The sequence below is a fragment of the Methylobacterium dankookense genome (genome assembly GCF_902141855.1).
Lineage (GTDB): Bacteria > Pseudomonadota > Alphaproteobacteria > Rhizobiales > Beijerinckiaceae > Methylobacterium > Methylobacterium dankookense.
Genome location: NZ_CABFVH010000014.1, coordinates 95,523 through 113,482 on the forward strand (window position 1 = coordinate 95,523; position 17,960 = coordinate 113,482).

Below are 17,960 nucleotides of genomic sequence, written 5' to 3' on the forward strand. Positions count from 1 at the left end.
GGCGCCCCGTGCGACCAGACTCCGACGCGGCGCAGGCCGCCGCGCTCTCGCCGAGATGATGCGCGCAAGCTGCATCGACCCCGTTCACGCACCGACCCCCGTCGGGCGGGACCGGCCCCGCTCCGACCCGACGCATGAGGCAGCGACGCGATGATCGATCGCACCGATCCGCAGTGGTACCGAGACGCCATCATCTACCAGATCCACGTCAAGTCGTTCTTCGACGCGAACAATGACGGGATCGGCGACTTCGCGGGGCTGACCCAGCGGCTCGACTACGTGCGCGATCTCGGCGTCACCGCGATCTGGCTGATGCCCTTCTACCCGTCCCCGCTGCGCGACGACGGCTACGACATCGCCGATTACCGCGACATCAACCCGTCCTACGGCACCATGGAGGACTTCAAGGCCTTCGTGGAGGCGGCGCACGAGCGGGGCTTGCGCGTCATCACCGAGCTCGTCATCAACCACACCTCGGACCAGCATCCCTGGTTCCAGCGCGCCCGCGAGGCGCCTCCCGGCTCGCCGGAGCGCAACTTCTACGTCTGGTCGGACACCGACGAGCCCTATAGCGACACGCGCATCATCTTCCTCGACACCGAGGTCTCGAACTGGACCTGGGACCCGGTCGCCAAGCAGTATTTCTGGCACCGTTTCTACAGCCACCAGCCGGACCTCAACTTCGACAACCCGGCCGTGCTGGACGCGGTCATTGAGGTGATGCGCTACTGGCTCGACATGGGCGTGGACGGCCTGCGCCTCGACGCGATCCCCTACCTGATCGAGCGCGACGGCACGAACTGCGAGAACCTCACGGAGACGCACGACGTCATCAAGGCGATCCGCGCCGCCCTCGACGCGAGCTATCCCGACCGGATGCTGCTCGCCGAGGCGAACCAGTGGCCGGAGGAGACGGCGCAGTATTTCGGCGACGGCGACGAGTGCCACATGGCATTCCACTTCCCGCTGATGCCGCGCATGTACATGGCGATCGCGCGCGAGGACCGGCACCCGATCACCGACATCATGCGCCAGACCCCGGAGATCCCGGAGGGCTGCCAATGGGCCATCTTCCTGCGCAACCACGACGAGCTGACGCTCGAGATGGTCACGGCCGAAGAGCGTGACTACCTCTGGTCGTTCTACGCCGCCGAGCGCCGCGCCCGCATCAATCTCGGCATCCGCCGCCGCCTCGCGCCGCTCCTGGAGAACGACCGGCGCAAGATCGAGCTGATGAAGTCCCTCGTCCTGTCGATGCCCGGCACGCCGGTGCTCTATTACGGCGACGAGATCGGCATGGGCGACAACATCTATCTCGGCGACCGCGACGGCGTGCGCACGCCGATGCAATGGTCGCCGGACCGCAACGGCGGCTTCTCGCGGGCGAACCCGCAGAAGCTGTTCCTGCCCTCGGTGCAGGACCCGATCTACGGCTTCGACGCCATCAACGTCGAGGCGCAGACCCAGGCGCAGACGAGCCTGCTGAACTGGACGCGGCGCATGATCGCGATCCGCAACAATTCGGTCGCGCTCGGCCGCGGCACGATCCAGTTCCTCTACCCGTCGAACCGCAAGGTGCTGGCCTGGATCCGCGAGTTCGAGGGCGAGCGCATCCTCTGCGTCGCGAACCTGTCGCGCGCACCCCAGGCGGTGCAGCTCGACCTGTCTGAGCTGCGCAGCGCCGTGCCGATCGAGCTGACCGGCGGCACCGAGTTCCCGGCGATCGGCGAATTGCCCTACCTGCTGACGCTGCCCTCCTACGGCTTCTACTGGTTCTCCCTGTCGAGCGCGAATACCGGCGCGGTCGGCCCGCGGCAGGAGCCGCCGGAGCTGTTCACGCTGGTGCTCACCGGCGGCATCGAATCGCTGGTGGCGGGCCGCGAGCGCACCGCCTTCGAGCGGACCGTTATCCCGCCTTTCCTCAGCACCCGGCGCTGGTTCGGCGCCAAGGGCTCACGCATCCGCAGCGTGCAGATCGTCGACTGCGCCGTGGTCAAGGAGAGCGCCGGCGAAGCCCGCTTCCTGCTGCCGCGCATCGCCGTCCAGCTCTCGACCGGCGAGCGGCAGGATTATTTCGTGCCCGTCGGCGTCGACGAGGGCCGCGAGGACGAGACGCTGATGCCCTTCGCGGTGGCGCGCGTCCGCCGCGGCCCCCGCACCGGCCTGCTCTACGGCGCCGCCGGCTCCGACGACTTCGCGATCTGCCTGATCGAGGGCATGCGCGCCGGCCGCGAGATCCCGACCGAGAACGGCCGGCTCGTCTTCTCGAAGACCTCGGCCTTCGACCCCGAGATGACCTTCGAGGCCGGCGAGGTGCGCCGCCTCTCGGCCGAGCAGAGCAACACCTCCATCGCCATCGGCTCGAAGATGATGCTCAAGCTGCTGCGCCGCCTGCAGCCGGGCACGCATCCCGAGATCGAGGTCGGCCGCTTCCTCACCGAGGTCGCCGAGTTCACCAACACCCCGGCGCTGCTCGGCACCCTGGAGCACGTGGCCGAGGACGGCACCCGCACCGCGCTCGCCGTGCTGCAGCGCTTCGTCCTCAACCAGGGCGATGCCTGGACGGTGATGCTGGAGGGCCTGCGCCGCGACTTCGAGACCGTGGTGCTCGCCCCCGAGAGCGAGGCGCCGAGCCCCGAGGACGCGTTCAGCGCGCATTTGCGCTGGGCCGACCTCCTCGGCCGCCGTACGGCCGAGATGCACCGGGCGCTCGCCGCGCCGACCGACGACCCGGCCTTCACGCCCGAGCCCTTCACGGATGAGGATGTGGCGGTGCTCGCGCGCGACGCGCGGCTCCAGGCCGACCGCGCCTTCCGCGGCATGAAGCTCGTGGTCGAGCGCGGGCTCGACCGCCCGGCGGTGACCGAGCTGCACGGCCGCCGCCGCGAGATCGACGCCCTGATCGAGCGTCTGGCGGCCACCGCCCCGCGCGGCGCGCAGCGGACCCGCATCCACGGCGACTTCCATCTCGGCCAGGTGCTGGTCTCCGAGGGCGACCTGATCATCGTCGACTTCGAGGGCGAGCCCTCGCGGCCGGCCGAGGAGCGCCGCGCCAAGTCGACGGCGATGCGGGACGTGGCCGGCATGCTGCGCTCCTTCGCCTACGGCGCCGAGACCGTGATCCGCGAGATCGCGAGCCGCTTCGCCGATTCTGAGGGGCGCGGGCGCGCCGCGGCCGTGGCTTGGCGCGGCATGATCGAGCAGGCCTTCCTGGCCGGCTACGGCGACGCGGTCGCGGAAAGCCCCGCGGCGGTGACGGAGCCCGGGACGGCAGCGGCACTGCTGCGCCTCTGCCTGCTGATCAAGGCCCTCTACGAGATCGACTACGAGGCCAACAACCGCCCGGACTGGATCGAAATTCCCGCACGCGGGGTTCTCGATATTCTGGACGCAGGGATGAAAGGCGACTGAATGACGGCGATCGACGAGAGCTTCGCGACCGGGACCGAGCGCGGATCGGCCGCTCCCACCGCCGAGGCCCCGCCGCCCGCCGCGCCTGCGCGCTCCGGGGTCCATCCGGACGCGATCAAGGCCATGATGGCCGCCGACCACGGCGACCCCTTCTCGGTGCTCGGCCCCCATCAGGTGGGACCGGGCGCCTGGGAGGTCCGCGCCGTCCTGCCCGAGGCGCGCAGCGCCACGCTCCTCGTCGGCGGCACCCGCATCTCCTTCGAGCGGCGCCATCCGGACGGATTCTTCATCGCCCCCGTGAAGAGCGAGGGCCGGCCCCTCTACGAGATCGAGATCGAGCTCTGGGACGGCACCACCCGCCGCCGCTACGACCCCTACAGCTTCGGCTCTTCCCTGGAGCAGCACGACGTCTCGACCCTGCGCGAGCCCGGCACCAACCTCGTCTACCGGGTGCTTGGCGCCCAGCGCGGCCGCCTCGACGGCATCGACGGGTTCCGCTTCGCAGTCTGGGCGCCGAACGCGCGCCGCGTGAGCATCGTCGGCGATTTCAACGAGTGGGACGGGCGCCGCCACCCGATGCGCCTCTGGCAGGACGGCGGCATCTGGGAGCTGTTCGTGCCCGGGCTCGTGGCGGGGCAGAGCTACAAGTTCGAGATCCGCGGGCCGGACGGCTCAGTGCTGCCGCTGAAGGCCGACCCGCTCGCCTTCCGCGCCCAGCACCCGCCGGAGACGGCTTCGGTCCTGCACGGCACCTCCGACATCGTCTGGCACGACAAGGCCTGGATGGAGTCGCGCGGCAAGCGCGATCCGCGCCACGCGCCGATGTCGATCTACGAGGTGCATCTCGGCTCCTGGGCGCGGGTGCCCGACGAGGGCAACCGCTACCTGACCTACCGGGAGTTGGCCGACCGCCTCATCCCCTACGTCAAGGAGATGGGCTTCACCCATATCGAGATGCTGCCGATCACGGAGTTCCCGTTCGACGGCTCCTGGGGCTACCAGCCGGTCTCGCTCTTCGCGCCGACGAGCCGCTTCGGCACGCCGGAGGATTTCGCGGCCATCGTGGACGCGGCGCACGAGGCCGGCATCGGCATCCTGCTCGACTGGGTGCCCGGCCACTTCCCCCTCGACGCGCACGGGCTCGGCCTGTTCGACGGCACGCATCTCTACGAGCATGCCGACCCGCGCCAGGGCTTCCACCAGGATTGGGGCACCTACATCTATAATTTCGGCCGCGCCGAGGTTGCGACCTTCCTCGCCGCCAACGCGCGCTTCTGGCTGGAGCACTACCATCTCGACGGCCTGCGCGTGGATGCGGTCGCCTCGATGCTCTACCTCGACTATTCGCGGCGTGCGGGCGAGTGGATCCCGAACCAGTATGGCGGCAACGAGAACCTTGACGCCATCAACTTCATGCGCACGACCAACGAGGCGACCTACAGCCACGCGCCGGGCACGATCACGGTGGCCGAGGAATCGACGTCCTGGCCCGGCGTCTCGCACCCGACCTATACCGGCGGCCTCGGCTTCGGCTTCAAGTGGAACATGGGGTGGATGCACGACACCCTCGAGTTCATCTCGAAGGAGCCGATCCACCGGCGCTACCACCACCACGACCTGACCTTCGGCCTGCTCTACGCCTTCTCCGAGAATTTCGTGCTGCCGCTCTCCCACGACGAGGTGGTGCACGGGAAGGGCTCGCTGCTCGGCAAGATGCCGGGCGACCGCTGGCAGAAATTCGCGAACCTGCGCGCCTATTTCGGCTTCATGTGGGGGCATCCGGGCAAGAAGCTGCTCTTCATGGGCGGCGAGTTCGGCCAGGAGCGGGAATGGAACCACAACCAGTCGTTGGACTGGCACCTGCTCGACGACCCGCTCCACCGCGGCGTCAAGGATGCGATCCGCGACCTCAACCACCTCTACCAGGCCACGCCCGCCCTCTACGCGCGGGACGTGGAGCCCGGCGGCTTCCAATGGCTGGTGGCCGACGACCAGGACAACAGCGTCATCGCCTGGGCCCGCAAGGGCAGGGAGCCGGGCGAGATCGCGGTGGTGGTCTCGAACTTCACCCCCGTGCCGCGCGAGGGCTACCGCATCGGCGTGCCGGAGCCGGGCTTCTACCGCGAGGCCTTCAACTCCGACGCCGCGCAATATGGCGGCTCGAACATCGGCAACATGGGCGGTCGCGAGAGCGAGGACGCCCCGAGCCACGGCTGCGCCCAGTCCCTCGGCCTGACCCTGCCGCCGCTCTCCACGACGATCTTCGTGCTGCAGCGCTGAGGCGGCGGAGGACTCACCACACCTCTCCTCCCCCTTTGCGGGGAGGAGCCGGAGGTGGGGGTGGCGCAGAAGGCACCGCTACGCCTCATCCTGAACCACCCCCACCCCAAACCCCTGCCCATCCAGATCGGGCTTGCCCGATCTGGACAGGCAAGGAGCGGATCTCGGGCAAGCCCGAGATCCGTGGGGCGGGGAGGCGCCTCGTCCGGAACCGGTCCCTACCGCGCCAGCACCTTGGCGGCGTCGCGCGTGGTGGCGACGGCGTCCGAGACCCGCGTCACGGCCTCGCCGATCGCGCCGATATTGCCGGTGATCGAGCCCACCGCGTCGGCAGCGTGCTGCATGTTCTCGGCGAGGTCACGCGTCACCGCGCTCTGCTCCTCGATCGCCGCGGCGGTCGCCACCACGGTCTCGCGCATCACCCCGACCGAGCCGCGGATCGAGCCGAGCGCCTCGACCACCTCCTTCGAGACGGCCTGGATGCTGCCGATCTCGGCGTTGATCTGCTCGGTCGCCCGCGCCGCCTGATCGGCGAGCGCCTTCACCTCGGAGGCCACCACCGCGAAGCCGCGGCCGGCCTCGCCGGCGCGGGCTGCCTCGATGGTGGCGTTGAGGGCGAGCAGGTTGATCTGGCCGGCGATGGTCTGGATCAGCCCGACGATGCCGGTCATCGCCGTCGCCGTCTCGGCGAGCCGCTTGGTCTGGCCGTCCGCCTCCTGGACGCGCTCGTAGGCCGTGTCGGTGGCCCCCTGCGAGCGCATGATGCTCTGGGACATCTCGCGGACCGAGGCCGCGAGCTCCTCGGCCGCGGCGGCGACCGTCTGCACCGTGCCGGAGGTGGCGTCCGCCGCGGTGGAGGCGTCGCGCGCGGCCCGGGAGGAACGCTCTACCGCGCCCTCGATCTCCCCGAAATTCCGGTCGATCAGGGTGCGCAGGCTGGCAAGCAGGCGGACCTGCTCGGTGATGTCGGTGGCGAACTTCACCACCTTGTAGGGCCTGCCCCCCGCATCGAGGATCGGGTTATAGGAGGCCTGGATCCAGATCTCGCGCCCGTCCTTGCCGATGCGGCGGAACTGCGCGGCCTGGTAGGTGCCCCCCCGCAGGCCAGCCCAGAAGGCGGCGTATTCGGGGCTCGCCGCGTAGGCGCGGTCGACGAACAGGCTGTGGTGGCGCCCGACGACTTCCTCGCGCCGGTAGCCGACGACGGCGAGGAAGTTCTCGTTGGCGTCGAGGATCGTGCCGTCGAGGTCGAAGCCGATCACCGCCTGCGCCTTATGGAGCGCCGCGATCTGGCCGGCCAGATCGGCATCCTCCGCCTTCTGGCGGGTGATGTCGGTGGCGAACTTCACCACCTTGTAGGGCCGGCCGGAAGCGTCGCGGATCGGGTTGTAGGAGGCCTCGATCCAGACCTCGCGACCGTCCTTGGCGATCCGGCGGAACTGCGCCACCTCGCGCGCGCCGGAGCGCAGCCGCTCCCAGAAGGCGCGGTAATCCGGCGATTGCCGATGCTCGGGCGCCACGAAGATCGCGTGCGGGCGCCCGACCACCTCGGACAGGGCATAGCCCATCACGCGCAGGAAATTCTCGTTGGCCGTCAGCACGTTGCCGTCGAGATCGAACTCGATCACCGCTTGCACATTGTCGAGGGCGACGAGCTTCGCGCGCTCCTCGCGCGTCTTCCTGGCTGTGAACATCATCGTCTCGCGGGCGGCCGTGCGGTTCGGCCGGGTGCGGCTTCCGGCGGTCGCACCCTACCGCCGGCATCGATCGACCGATCGATGCGACCTATGGTTGTAAAACACAGGTTAACATTCGATTGCGCACGGCCGGCTCGCGCCATCCCCCATCAGGCCAAGCTCCATCAAGGATGCGTTTACCATTCGGGCACAGGATCGCGGCCGGCGCGCAGGATTCCCGCCGCGCGCCCCGGAGACGCGTCCCCAGCCATGATGTCCCGCGCGGAACGCACGCCCCTGACGGACTGGTGGTGGACCGTCGACCGCAGCCTGCTCGCGGCCCTCGGCTGCCTGATGGTGGCCGGCCTCGTCTTCCTGATGGGCGGCGGCCCGCCGGTGGCCGAGCGCATCGGCCTGCCGACCTTCTACTTCCTCAACCGCCAGGCGATCTATCTCGTCCCGACGATCCTGCTGATCTGCGCCGTCTCCTTCCTGTCGCTGCGCGGCGTCCGCCGCCTCGCGCTCATCACCTGGGCGATCGGCGTGGTCCTCTGCGTCTTCGCGGCCAAGTTCGGACCCGAGATCAAGGGCGCGCACCGCTGGATCCAGTTCGGCTCGCTCGGCCTGCAGCCCTCGGAATTCGTGAAGCCGTCCTTCGTGGTGGTGGCGGCCTGGGCTTTCTCGGAGGGCGCGCAGCGCCGCGACATGCCGGGCGGCATCCTGGGGCTGCTCATCCTGCCCCTGACCATCGTGCCCCTGCTGCTGCAGCCCGATTTCGGACAGACCATGCTGATAACCCTGGTCTGGTGCGCGCTGTTCTTCGTGGCCGGCCTGCACCTGATCTGGGTCGGCGCCCTCGGGCTTGCCGGCATGGTCGGGGTGTTCGCCGCCTACACCTTCTTCCACCACGTGCGGGAGCGCATCGAGCGCTTCCTCGACAAGGATTCGGGCGACAGCTTCCAGGTGTTCTGGTCGCAGGAATCCTTCCGCTCCGGCGGCTGGTTCGGCACGGGCCCGGGGGAGGGGGTGGCCAAGCGCCACCTGCCGGATGCACATACCGACTTCATCTTCTCCGTCACCGGCGAGGAATTCGGCGTGCTGGTCTGCCTCGGCCTCGTGGCCCTCTTCGCCTACATCGTGCTGCGCTGCCTGAAGCAGGCGCGGCGGACCGACGACACCTTCTCGCGCCTCGCCATCACGGGGCTGACCACGCTGTTCGGCCTCCAGGCCTGCATCAACATGGCGGTGAACACCCAGCTCATGCCGGCCAAGGGCATGACCCTGCCCTTCGTCTCCTACGGCGGCTCCTCGCTGATCTCGCTGGCGCTCGGCATGGGCTTCCTCGTGGCGCTCACCCGCAAGCGCCCGCGCAGCACGCTGCTGAGCCAGAAGCCGCCCGGCACCGCGCCGGCCACCGTCGCCGGGGTGATGCGGTGACGGTCTTCACCCCCACGATCCTGCTCTGCGCGGGCGGCACCGGCGGCCATCTCTTCCCCGCCGAGAGCCTCGCCCATGCGCTCCGCGCTCGCGGCATCCGGGTGGCGCTCGCCACCGACGCCCGGGTCGACGCGCTGAAGGACGCGTTTCCGGCCTCCGAGTTCGTCACCATCCCCTCGGCGACGCCCTCGGGGCGCAACCTCGTCAAGCGGGCGCGCGCCGTGCTGACCCTGGGACGCGGCTTCGGCGTCGCCGCCAAGGAAGTGAAGCGCATCAACCCGGCGGCGGTGGTCGGCTTCGGCGGCTACCCGACCGTGCCGCCGGTTCTGGCCGCCCAGATCCTGCGCGTGCCCACCGTGCTGCACGAGCAGAACGCGGTGATGGGCCGGGCCAACGCCTTCCTGGCGCGCGGTGCGCGCACCATCGCCACCGGCTTCGCGGAGGTGCGCGGCGTGCCCGCCAAGGCGACCGCCCCGCGCATCCACACCGGCAACCCCTTACGCCCCACGGTGATCGAGGCGGCGCGGACGCCCTATCCGGCGCTCGCCGCGGACGGGACGCTGCGCCTCCTCGTCTTCGGCGGCAGCCAGGGCGCGCGGGTGATGGGCGAGGTGGTGCCGAAGGCGCTGGCGCAATTGCCGGCGGACCTGCGCGCGCGCCTGCACCTCGTGCAGCAGGTCCGGCCCGAGGACCTCATTGCCGTCCAGGCCGCGTATCGCGCCATGGGCCTCGCCGGGCTCGAGGCCGCGCCCTTCTTCAAGGACCTGCCCGCCCGCATGGCGGCGAGCCACCTCGTGGTCTCGCGCTCGGGCGCCTCCACCGTCTCGGAACTCGCCGCGATCGGCCGGCCCGCGATCCTGGTGCCGCTGCCCGGCGCCCTCGACCAGGACCAGGCGGCCAACGCCGCGACGCTGGCCCGGATCGGCGCCGCCCTGGCGCTGCCGCAGACCGCCTTCACCCCGGATCGCCTCACGGCGGAGCTGGTGGAATACTTCGAAACTCCCGAAAAATTGACCCGCGCGGCCGAGGCGGCCAAAAGCGCCGGGATTCACGACGCCGCCGAGCGTCTCGCCACGGTGGTCGCCGAGACGGCCGCACGCACCTGATTCTCACCTGATTCTTCTGGGATACCGCCTCGCGGATCCCGCGACACGACGGTTCGACCCATGAAGCTGCCCGACAAGCTCGGCCCCATCCACTTCATCGGCATCGGTGGCATCGGCATGTCCGGCATCGCCGAGGTGATGCACAATCTCGGCTACACGGTGCAGGGCTCTGACGCCTCCGACAACGCCAACGTGCGCCGTCTGGCGGAGAAGGGCATGCGCACCTTCGTCGGCCACGACGCCGCGAACGTGGAGGCGGCCGCCCTCGTCGTGGTCTCGACCGCGATCCGCCGCGACAACCCGGAGTTGCAGGCCGCCCGCGAGCGCCGCCTGCCCGTCGTGCGCCGCGCCGAGATGCTGGCTGAGCTGATGCGCTTCAAGTCCTGCGTCGCCATCGCCGGCACGCACGGCAAGACCACGACGACCTCCCTCGTCGCGACGCTGCTCGATGCCGGCAACCTCGACCCGACCGTCATCAACGGCGGCATCATCAACGCCTACGGCACCAATGCCCGCATGGGCGAGGGCGAGTGGATGGTAGTGGAGGCCGACGAATCCGACGGCACCTTCCTGAAGCTGCCGGCGGACGTGGCCATCGTCACCAACATCGACCCCGAGCATCTCGACCATTTCGGCTCGTTCGACGCGGTGAAGGACGCCTTCCGGCGCTTCATCGACAACATCCCGTTCTACGGCTTCGCGGTGATGTGCATCGACCATCCCGTGGTGCAGGACCTCGTCGGCCATATCGAGGACCGGCGCATCATCACCTACGGCGAGAACCCCCAGGCGGACGTTCGCCTGATCGACGTGGACCTGCGCGGCGGCCAGAGCCGCTTCCGCGTGATGATCCGCGACCGGCGGCCGGGCTACCGGATGGAGATGGAGGATCTCATCCTGCCGATGCCGGGCAAGCACAATGCGCTCAACGCCACCGCGGCGCTCGCGGTCGCGCACGAGCTCGGCGTGAAGCCCGAGGCGATCCGCCAGGCCCTGTCGCAGTTCGGCGGCGTCAAGCGGCGCTTCACCCGCACCGGCGAATGGAACGGCGCGGCGATCTTCGATGATTACGGGCACCATCCGGTGGAGATCAAGGCGGTGCTGAAGGCCGCCCGCGCCTCCACCGAGCACGGCGTCATCGCGATCGTGCAGCCCCACCGCTACAGCCGCCTGCAATCGCTGTTCGACGATTTCTGCACTTGCTTCAACGATGCCGACACGGTCATCGTCGCCCCCGTCTACGCGGCGGGCGAGCAGCCGATCGAGGGCATCGACCGCGACGGCCTGGTGGCGGGCCTGCGCTCCCGCGGCCACCGCGACGCCCAGGCGCTGGAGCGGCCCGAGGACCTGCCGCGGATCATCGCGGGGCTCGCCAAGCCCGGGGACTACGTCGTCTGCCTCGGCGCCGGCAACATCACCCAGTGGGCCTACGCCCTGCCGGGCGACCTCGCCGCGCTGAAGGGGTGAGGCGCGTGCCTGCCGCTCACGCCGCTTCCGGCCGAATGTCCTCGACGTCCACGTCGAGGGCCCCGGCGAGCCGTTCGTAGAGCGCCGGTTCGGCCGTGGCCTCGTTCCGCTCAAGCGTCGCGATGCGCGCCTCGGGAACCCCGCCCGCCTGCGCGAGGGCCGCAACCGTGAGGCCGCGGCGCTCCCGCCAGAAGGCGAGGGGGCTCGGCGCGGCGCGCAGGGCGTCGAGCTCCGCCTCGCTCAGGAGTTCGTCCGCGCCGGCGTCCAGCCGGGCCGCCGACTCGTCCAAGAGCTTCGCGTCCAGGGCATCCTCCGCGAGCTCGCGCAGGCGCTCGAACTCGGCTTCGGGCAGGATTACGATGGCCTCGCCCGAGGGCGTCCGGGTTCGCACGATCGTCACGGTCACGCTCCTATCCGTAGATCGAGCCGCGCGGGCCCACGGCATGGACAATGATCCGATCCGCTTCGATCGTGAAGACCGCGCGCCAGTCTCCGATCCGCAGGCGGCAGCGTTCTCCCTCGCCTTTCAACGCCTTGACGTTGTTGGCGAGACTCGCCGGATCCGACGCGTACTGCCGCAACTTCCTGCGGATCAGATCCTCCGTATCGCGCGGCATCCGGCTCAAGGTCCGCGCGGCCGCGCGGGTGAAGACGAGGTCCTTGCCCATGCCGCGTTCCCCTCACGCAAGCCGGTCCGGCCGGTGCGAAGCTTAGCATGACCAACGCACTCCACGACTCCATTCGCGCTGCGGCGCCGGCTCTGCGCGGGCGCCTGCTCGCGAACCAGCCGCTCGCCGACCTCACCTGGTTCCGCGTCGGCGGGCCGGCCGAGGTGCTGTTCACGCCGGCCGACGAGGAGGATCTTAGCCTCCTGCTCGCGGCCCTCGATCCGGCGGTGCCTGTCACCGTGATCGGGCTCGGCTCGAACCTGATCGTGCGTGACGGCGGTGTGCCGGGGGTGGTGATCCGCCTCGGAGGCCGGGCCTTCGGCGGCATCGACATCGACGGCGACACGCTCCGGGTCGGCACCGCCGTGCCGGACATGCGCCTCGCCAAGGCCGCGGCCGAGGCCGGGCTCGACGGGCTCGCTTTCTACCGCGGCATCCCGGGCTCCATCGGCGGGGCGCTGCGCATGAATGCCGGCGCCCATGGCGGCGAGACCACCGACGTGCTGGTCGAGGCCCGCGGGATCGACCGGCGGGGGCAGGTCCGCACCTTCAGCCATGCCGAGATGGGCTTCACCTACCGGCATAGCGCAGCGCCCGAGGACGTGATCTTCACGAGCGCCCTGTTCCGCGGCCGGCCGGGCGATCGCGCCGCGATCGAGGCGGAGATGGAGCGCGTCACCGCGGCCCGCGAGGCGGCCCAGCCGATCCGCGAGCGCACCGGCGGCTCGACCTTCAAGAATCCCGAGGGCGGCAAGGCCTGGCAGCTCATCGACGCCGCCGGCTGCCGCGGGCTCACCCTCGGGGGCGCCCAGGTCTCGCCCATGCACTGCAACTTCCTGATCAACCGGGCCGAGGCCAGCGCCGCCGACATCGAGAACCTCGGCGAGGAGGTGCGCCGCCGCGTGCGCGAGACCTCCGGAACCGCGCTGCACTGGGAGATCCGGCGCATCGGCGTGGCCGCGGCAGCGTGAATCCCGCCCGAACCTTCGACGACCGGAGACCCTCCATGCCCAAGCACGTCGCCGTCCTGATGGGGGGCACCTCCAGCGAGCGGGTGGTCTCGCTCAGCTCCGGCAATGCCTGCGCCGACGCGCTCGAGGGCGTCGGCTACCGCGTCACCCGCGTCGATGTCGGCGCGGACGTCGCCTCGGTGCTCACCGGGCTCCGCCCGGACGTGGCCTTCAACGCCCTCCACGGGCCGGCCGGCGAGGACGGGACCATCCAGGGCCTCCTGGAGATCCTGAAGATTCCCTACACCCATTCCGGCGTGCTCGCCTCGGCGCTCGCCATGCACAAGGAGCGGGCCAAGGTGGTGATGAAGGCGGCCGGCGTCGCGGTGCCGGAGGGCCGCGTCGTTAACCGTCACGTGGCCGCGAAGTCACACGTCCTGCCGCCGCCCTACGTGGTCAAGCCGGTCTCCGAGGGCTCCTCCGTGGGGGTCATCATCGTGCGCGACGGGCGCTCGCACCCGCCCCAGATCCTGGCCTCGGCGGAGTGGACCTACGGCGAGGAAGTCCTTGTGGAGACTTACATTGCCGGCCGCGAGCTGACCTGCGCGGTGATGGGCGAGGAAGCCCTCGGCGTGATCGAGATCAAGCCCGCCACGGGCGACTGGTACGACTTCGACGCCAAGTACGCCGAAGGGGGCTCGATCCACGTGCTGCCGGCCGACCTTAAACCAAATGTTTACCAGCGTGTCCAAGAGTTGGCGTTAACGGCGCATCAAGCACTGGGCTGCCGGGGCGTCAGCCGTGCGGACCTCCGCTACGACGATACACCGGGAGGAACCGGTGCCCTCGTCGTGCTCGAGGTCAACACGCAACCCGGGATGACCCAGACGAGCCTTGTGCCGGAGATGGCGGCCCATGCGGGCTACGGATTCGGTGAGCTCGTCCGATGGATGGTGGAGGACGCTTCTCTGGGCCGCTGAGCCCCGCCGCCCCCGGCCTCGCCGCGCGGCTGGTCTCCGGGCTCGCCGAGCGTCTGCCCCGCTCGCTCCGCCGCTCGGCCTTCCGCTCCAAGGAGCCGCTGGATCGGCGCCTGCCCCGCGGCCTCGGCGCGGTCGGCCTCTCGGCCGCCTTCGCAGCCGTGGCGCTCGCCGGCTTCGTGGCGAGCGGGCGCTATGACGGATTCGTGGCCGAGCACGGCCGCCCCCTCGACATCGCGGCGCGGCTCTCGGGCTTCGGCGTCGAGCGCGTCACCATTTCCGGGATCTCGCGGATGTACGAGCGCGAGGTGCTGGCCGCGGCCGGCATCGACTGGCGCTCCTCCGTGCCCTTCCTCGACGTGATCGAGGTGCGGCAGCGCCTGCTCGCGGTGCCGCTGATCGCCTCGGCCTCGGTCCGCAAGATCTATCCCAACGAGATCGTGATCAACCAGGTGGAGCGCGAGCCCGCCGCCCTCTGGCAGCGGAACGGCGAGGTCAGCGTCATCGCCGCCGACGGCACCGTGATCGACACCCTGCGCGACGACCGCTACGCCAGCCTGCCGCTCGTGGTCGGCGAGGGCGCCAACGCCAAGCTCGGCGAGTACCTCGCCCTGATCGCCTCGGTGGGCGGGCTCGCCGAGCGGGTGAAGGCCGGCACCTACGTCTCGGGCCGGCGCTGGACCCTGAAGCTCGACGGCGTCGACATCCGCCTGCCCGAATCCGATCCCGCCGCCGCGCTCGCCCGCCTCGTCGATCTGGAGCGCAACGAGCGCCTCCTCGAGAAGGACATCATCGCGGTCGACCTGCGCCTGCCGGACCGCGTCGTGGTCCGCCTGACCGAGGAAGCCGCCGCCGCCCGCGCCGAGGCGCAGAAGAAGACGAAGAAGGGCACCAGTTCGTGATCGCCCTTCAGCCGTCCCGCCGTCCCGCCCCAGCCCGTCCTGTCGCCCGGTAGCGTTCGATGCACAGCCATCACGGCCTCACGCCCCGATTGAAGCCGCTCTCCGCCCGCCGCGCGACGACGCTCTCCGTGCTCGACATCGGCACGAGCAAGGTCGTCTGCCTGATCGCCGAGCTGCAGCCGGCCGAGGCGATGTCGACGCTCAGGGGCCGCACCCATCTCGCGCGCATCATCGGCATCGGCCACCAGCGCTCGCTCGGCCTGAAGGGCGGCGCCATCGTCGACCTCGAGGCCGCCGAGGGCGCGATCCGTCAGGCCGTCCACGCCGCCGAGCGCATGGCGAAGGTCGAGGTCCAGTCGGTCATCGTGAACATGTCGGGCGGCCGCCTCGCCTCGCAGCATTTCCAGGCGCGGGTGAACGTCCGCACCGGCACAGTCACCGGCACCGACGTGGAGCGCGTGCTGGAGACCGCGAGCGCCCACGGCGTCAGCCCCGGCCGCGCCGTGCTGCACGCCCTGCCCACCGGCTACGCCCTCGACGGCCAGGGCGCCGTGATCGACCCGTCCGGCATGATCGGCGAGGCGCTCGGCGTGGACCTCCACGTCGTCACCGCCGAGGCCGCGGCCGCGCGCAACGTCATGCTCGCCGTGGAGCATTGCCATCTCGGCGTCGAGGCGGTGATCGCCACGCCCTACGCGGCCGGCCTCTCGGCCCTCGTCGACGACGAGGCGGAGATGGGCGTCTGCGTGGTCGACATGGGCGGCGGCACCACGAGCGTCGGCGTGTTCTCCGGCGGCCACCTCGTCCACGTGGATGCGATCGCGGTGGGCGGCCACCACGTCACCATGGACATCGCCCGCGGGCTCTCCACCCGCGTCGCGGCGGCCGAGCGGCTGAAGACCCTCTACGGCTCGGCCATCGCCACCCCCTCCGACGAGCGCGACATGATCGCCGTGCACGGCGTCGGCGAGGAGGAGGGCGAGGCGCCCGCCCACGTGCCGCGCTCGCAGCTCGTGCGCATCATCAAGCCGCGCGTCGAGGAGGTGGTGGAACTCGTCCGCGACCGCCTGCGCAATGCGGGCTTCGCGGCCCAGGCCGGGCGCCGCGTGGTGCTGACGGGCGGCGCCAGCCAGCTCGTCGGCATGCCCGAGGTCGCCCGTCGGGTGATGCAGGGCCAGGTCCGCATCGGCCGGCCCCTCGGCATCCGCGGCCTGCCCGAGGCCGCCAAGGGCCCCGCCTTCTCGGCGGCGGTCGGCCTGCTCGTCTACCCGCAGGTCGCGCACGCGGAGCATTTCGAGCCCCGCGGGCACGGCGCCTTCGCCGCGACCGGCACCGACCGCTACCTGCCCAAGGTCGTCCGCTGGATCCGCGAAAGCTTCTGACGGTTTCCCGGCCCCTCCGCGAGGACGGGCCGCTCGAAAAATGGCGCTCGAGGCGCCGCACGCAACACAGAGGTCACGAGAGGCTCGACACCATGGCCATTTCCCTCCAGGCGCCCGACATCCGCGAACTCAAGCCCCGCATCACCGTGTTCGGCGTCGGCGGCGCGGGCGGCAACGCCGTCAACAACATGATCGAGTCGGGCCTCCTCGGCTGCGAGTTCGTGGTCGCCAACACCGACGCGCAGGCGCTCACCTCCTCGAAGGCCGAGCGGGTGATCCAGATGGGCCTCAACGTCACGCAGGGGCTCGGCGCCGGCTCGCACCCGGAGGTCGGCTCGGCCGCCGCCGACGAGGTGATCGACGAGATCCGCGACCAGCTCTCGGGCGCCCACATGTGCTTCATCACCGCCGGCATGGGCGGCGGCACCGGCACCGGCGCCGCTCCGGTCATCGCGCGGGCCGCCCGCGACATGGGCATCCTGACGGTCGGCGTCGTGACGAAGCCGTTCCAGTTCGAGGGCATGCGCCGCATGCGCACGGCCGAGTCCGGCATCCAGGAGCTCCAGGCCGCCGTCGACACCCTGATCGTGATCCCGAACCAGAACCTGTTCCGGGTCGCCAACGAGAAGACCACCTTCGCCGACGCCTTCGCGATGGCCGACCAGGTGCTCTACTCGGGCGTCGCCTGCATCACCGACCTGATGGTGAAGGAGGGTCTCATCAACCTCGACTTCGCCGACGTGCGCGCGATCATGCGCGGCATGGGCAAGGCGATGATGGGCACCGGCGAGGCGTCGGGCGAGAAGCGCGCCAACCGCGCGGCGGAGGCGGCCATCGCCAACCCGCTCCTCGACGACGTCTCGATGAAGGGCGCCCGCGGCCTGCTGATCTCGATCACCGGCGGCTCGGACCTGACCCTCTACGAGCTCGACGAGGCCGCGACCCGCATCCGCGAGGAGGTCGACCAGGACGCCAACATCATCCTGGGCGCCACCTTCGACGAGAGCCTCGACGGCATCATCCGCGTGTCGGTGGTCGCCACCGGCATCGAGCCGGCCCTGATCTCGGCGAACTCGCCGAACAACCCGGCCATCGCCGAGACCGAGCAGCGCATCGCCGAGGTCGCCGAGCGCCTGCGCTCCGAGGCCCGTTCCCGCGCCGCCGCCGGCCATGCGATCCCCTCGATCCGCACCGAGGCGCCGCTGGCCCAGGCTCCGGCGCCGCACATGCCGGCCGCTCACATCCCGGTCACCCCGGTGGCCGCGCCCGCCCCGGTGCTGCCCTCCGTCGAGGCCGCCATCGAGGCCGCCTCCCTGATGCGCGACGACGTGGTGCTGACCCATGCCCAGCCCCGCGCCGCGGCGCCCTTCGTGCCCGCCCCGGCCGCGCCGCAGGCCGAGTCGGTGCCCCAGCACCATGCCGGCCCGTTCGTGCCGCCGCGCCCGGCCGCCCCGGCCTCCGCGCCGGTCGCCCGCGCCCCGCGCATGCCGCAGATCCACGAGCTGCCCCCGATCGCCCAGAACCAGATCATGGCGAGCCGGGCCGAGCCGGCGCCGGAGCCCGCCGACGCCAAGCGCACCTCGCTGCTGCGCCGCCTCGCCACCGTCGGCTTCGGCGGCCGGCGCGAGGAGGCCGAGCCCGCCCCGGCCCCGCGTGCCCAGCAGCCCCGCGCGCCCCAGCCGCAGGCGCCCGTCGCCCCGGCCC

Annotated in this window: 13 protein-coding genes; 10 read left to right on the top strand and 3 right to left on the bottom strand. The window is 70.9% G+C overall.

Annotation, left to right across the window (positions count from 1 at the left end; translation table 11 throughout):
• Nucleotides 1-150 precede the first annotated feature (150 nt).
• Nucleotides 151-3,411, top strand: a complete 3,261-nt coding sequence (gene treS, locus MTDSW087_RS13045) for a maltose alpha-D-glucosyltransferase (protein ID WP_144764479.1) — start codon at nucleotides 151-153, stop codon at nucleotides 3,409-3,411.
• Nucleotides 3,412-5,691: a 1,4-alpha-glucan branching protein GlgB gene (gene glgB, locus MTDSW087_RS13050; protein ID WP_144764481.1), complete on the top strand. Its 2,280-nt coding sequence runs from the start codon at nucleotides 3,412-3,414 to the stop codon at nucleotides 5,689-5,691. It begins immediately after the preceding gene.
• A gap of 218 nt (nucleotides 5,692-5,909) precedes the next feature.
• Here glgB and MTDSW087_RS13055 read toward each other — a convergent pair whose 3' ends face one another.
• Nucleotides 5,910-7,385, bottom strand: coding sequence for a methyl-accepting chemotaxis protein (locus MTDSW087_RS13055; RefSeq protein ID WP_144764483.1), 1,476 nt, complete (start codon nucleotides 7,383-7,385; stop codon nucleotides 5,910-5,912).
• A 252-nt stretch (nucleotides 7,386-7,637) separates the two neighbouring features.
• Here MTDSW087_RS13055 and MTDSW087_RS13060 point away from each other — a divergent pair, with 252 nt between their 5' ends.
• Genes MTDSW087_RS13060 through murC form a run of 3 tightly spaced genes read left to right on the top strand, consistent with a single transcriptional unit; the run spans nucleotide 7,638 to nucleotide 11,377 of the window.
• Nucleotides 7,638-8,804, top strand: coding sequence for an FtsW/RodA/SpoVE family cell cycle protein (locus tag MTDSW087_RS13060; protein ID WP_144764485.1), 1,167 nt, complete (start codon nucleotides 7,638-7,640; stop codon nucleotides 8,802-8,804).
• Nucleotides 8,801-9,910: an undecaprenyldiphospho-muramoylpentapeptide beta-N-acetylglucosaminyltransferase gene (murG, locus tag MTDSW087_RS13065; protein ID WP_144764487.1), complete on the top strand. Its 1,110-nt coding sequence runs from the start codon at nucleotides 8,801-8,803 to the stop codon at nucleotides 9,908-9,910. Before MTDSW087_RS13060 ends, murG begins: the two co-directional genes overlap by 4 nt.
• A 60-nt stretch (nucleotides 9,911-9,970) precedes the next feature.
• Nucleotides 9,971-11,377 carry a UDP-N-acetylmuramate--L-alanine ligase gene (gene murC, locus MTDSW087_RS13070; protein ID WP_144764489.1) on the top strand — a complete coding sequence of 469 codons (1,407 nt, stop codon included), beginning with the start codon at nucleotides 9,971-9,973 and terminating at the stop codon, nucleotides 11,375-11,377.
• A 16-nt stretch (nucleotides 11,378-11,393) separates the two neighbouring features.
• On the opposite strand, the gene MTDSW087_RS13075 is transcribed toward murC, so the two are convergent.
• On the bottom strand, nucleotides 11,394-11,777 hold the full coding sequence (locus MTDSW087_RS13075) for a helix-turn-helix transcriptional regulator (protein WP_144764491.1): 384 nt from the start codon (nucleotides 11,775-11,777) through the stop codon (nucleotides 11,394-11,396).
• Between the two features lie 10 nt (nucleotides 11,778-11,787).
• On the bottom strand, nucleotides 11,788-12,045 hold the full coding sequence (locus tag MTDSW087_RS13080; RefSeq protein ID WP_144764493.1) for a type II toxin-antitoxin system RelE family toxin: 258 nt from the start codon (nucleotides 12,043-12,045) through the stop codon (nucleotides 11,788-11,790).
• 47 nt (nucleotides 12,046-12,092) lie between these two features.
• Here MTDSW087_RS13080 and murB point away from each other — a divergent pair, with 47 nt between their 5' ends.
• The 5 genes from murB to ftsZ form a co-directional block, all read left to right on the top strand.
• Complete coding sequence (gene murB, locus MTDSW087_RS13085) at nucleotides 12,093-13,016, top strand: UDP-N-acetylmuramate dehydrogenase (protein WP_144764495.1); 924 nt, start codon at nucleotides 12,093-12,095, stop codon at nucleotides 13,014-13,016.
• A gap of 35 nt (nucleotides 13,017-13,051) precedes the next feature.
• Nucleotides 13,052-13,975, top strand: coding sequence for a D-alanine--D-alanine ligase (locus MTDSW087_RS13090; RefSeq protein ID WP_144764497.1), 924 nt, complete (start codon nucleotides 13,052-13,054; stop codon nucleotides 13,973-13,975).
• On the top strand, nucleotides 13,942-14,874 hold the full coding sequence (locus tag MTDSW087_RS13095; protein ID WP_144764499.1) for a cell division protein FtsQ/DivIB: 933 nt from the start codon (nucleotides 13,942-13,944) through the stop codon (nucleotides 14,872-14,874). Before MTDSW087_RS13090 ends, MTDSW087_RS13095 begins: the two co-directional genes overlap by 34 nt.
• Nucleotides 14,875-14,933: 59 nt before the next feature.
• Entirely contained in the window at nucleotides 14,934-16,256 is a 1,323-nt protein-coding gene (gene ftsA / locus MTDSW087_RS13100) for a cell division protein FtsA (protein ID WP_144764501.1), read from the top strand.
• A gap of 92 nt (nucleotides 16,257-16,348) precedes the next feature.
• Nucleotides 16,349-17,960, top strand: a 1,612-nt coding sequence (gene ftsZ / locus MTDSW087_RS13105; protein WP_144764503.1) for a cell division protein FtsZ, incomplete at its 3' end; no start/stop codon positions are given.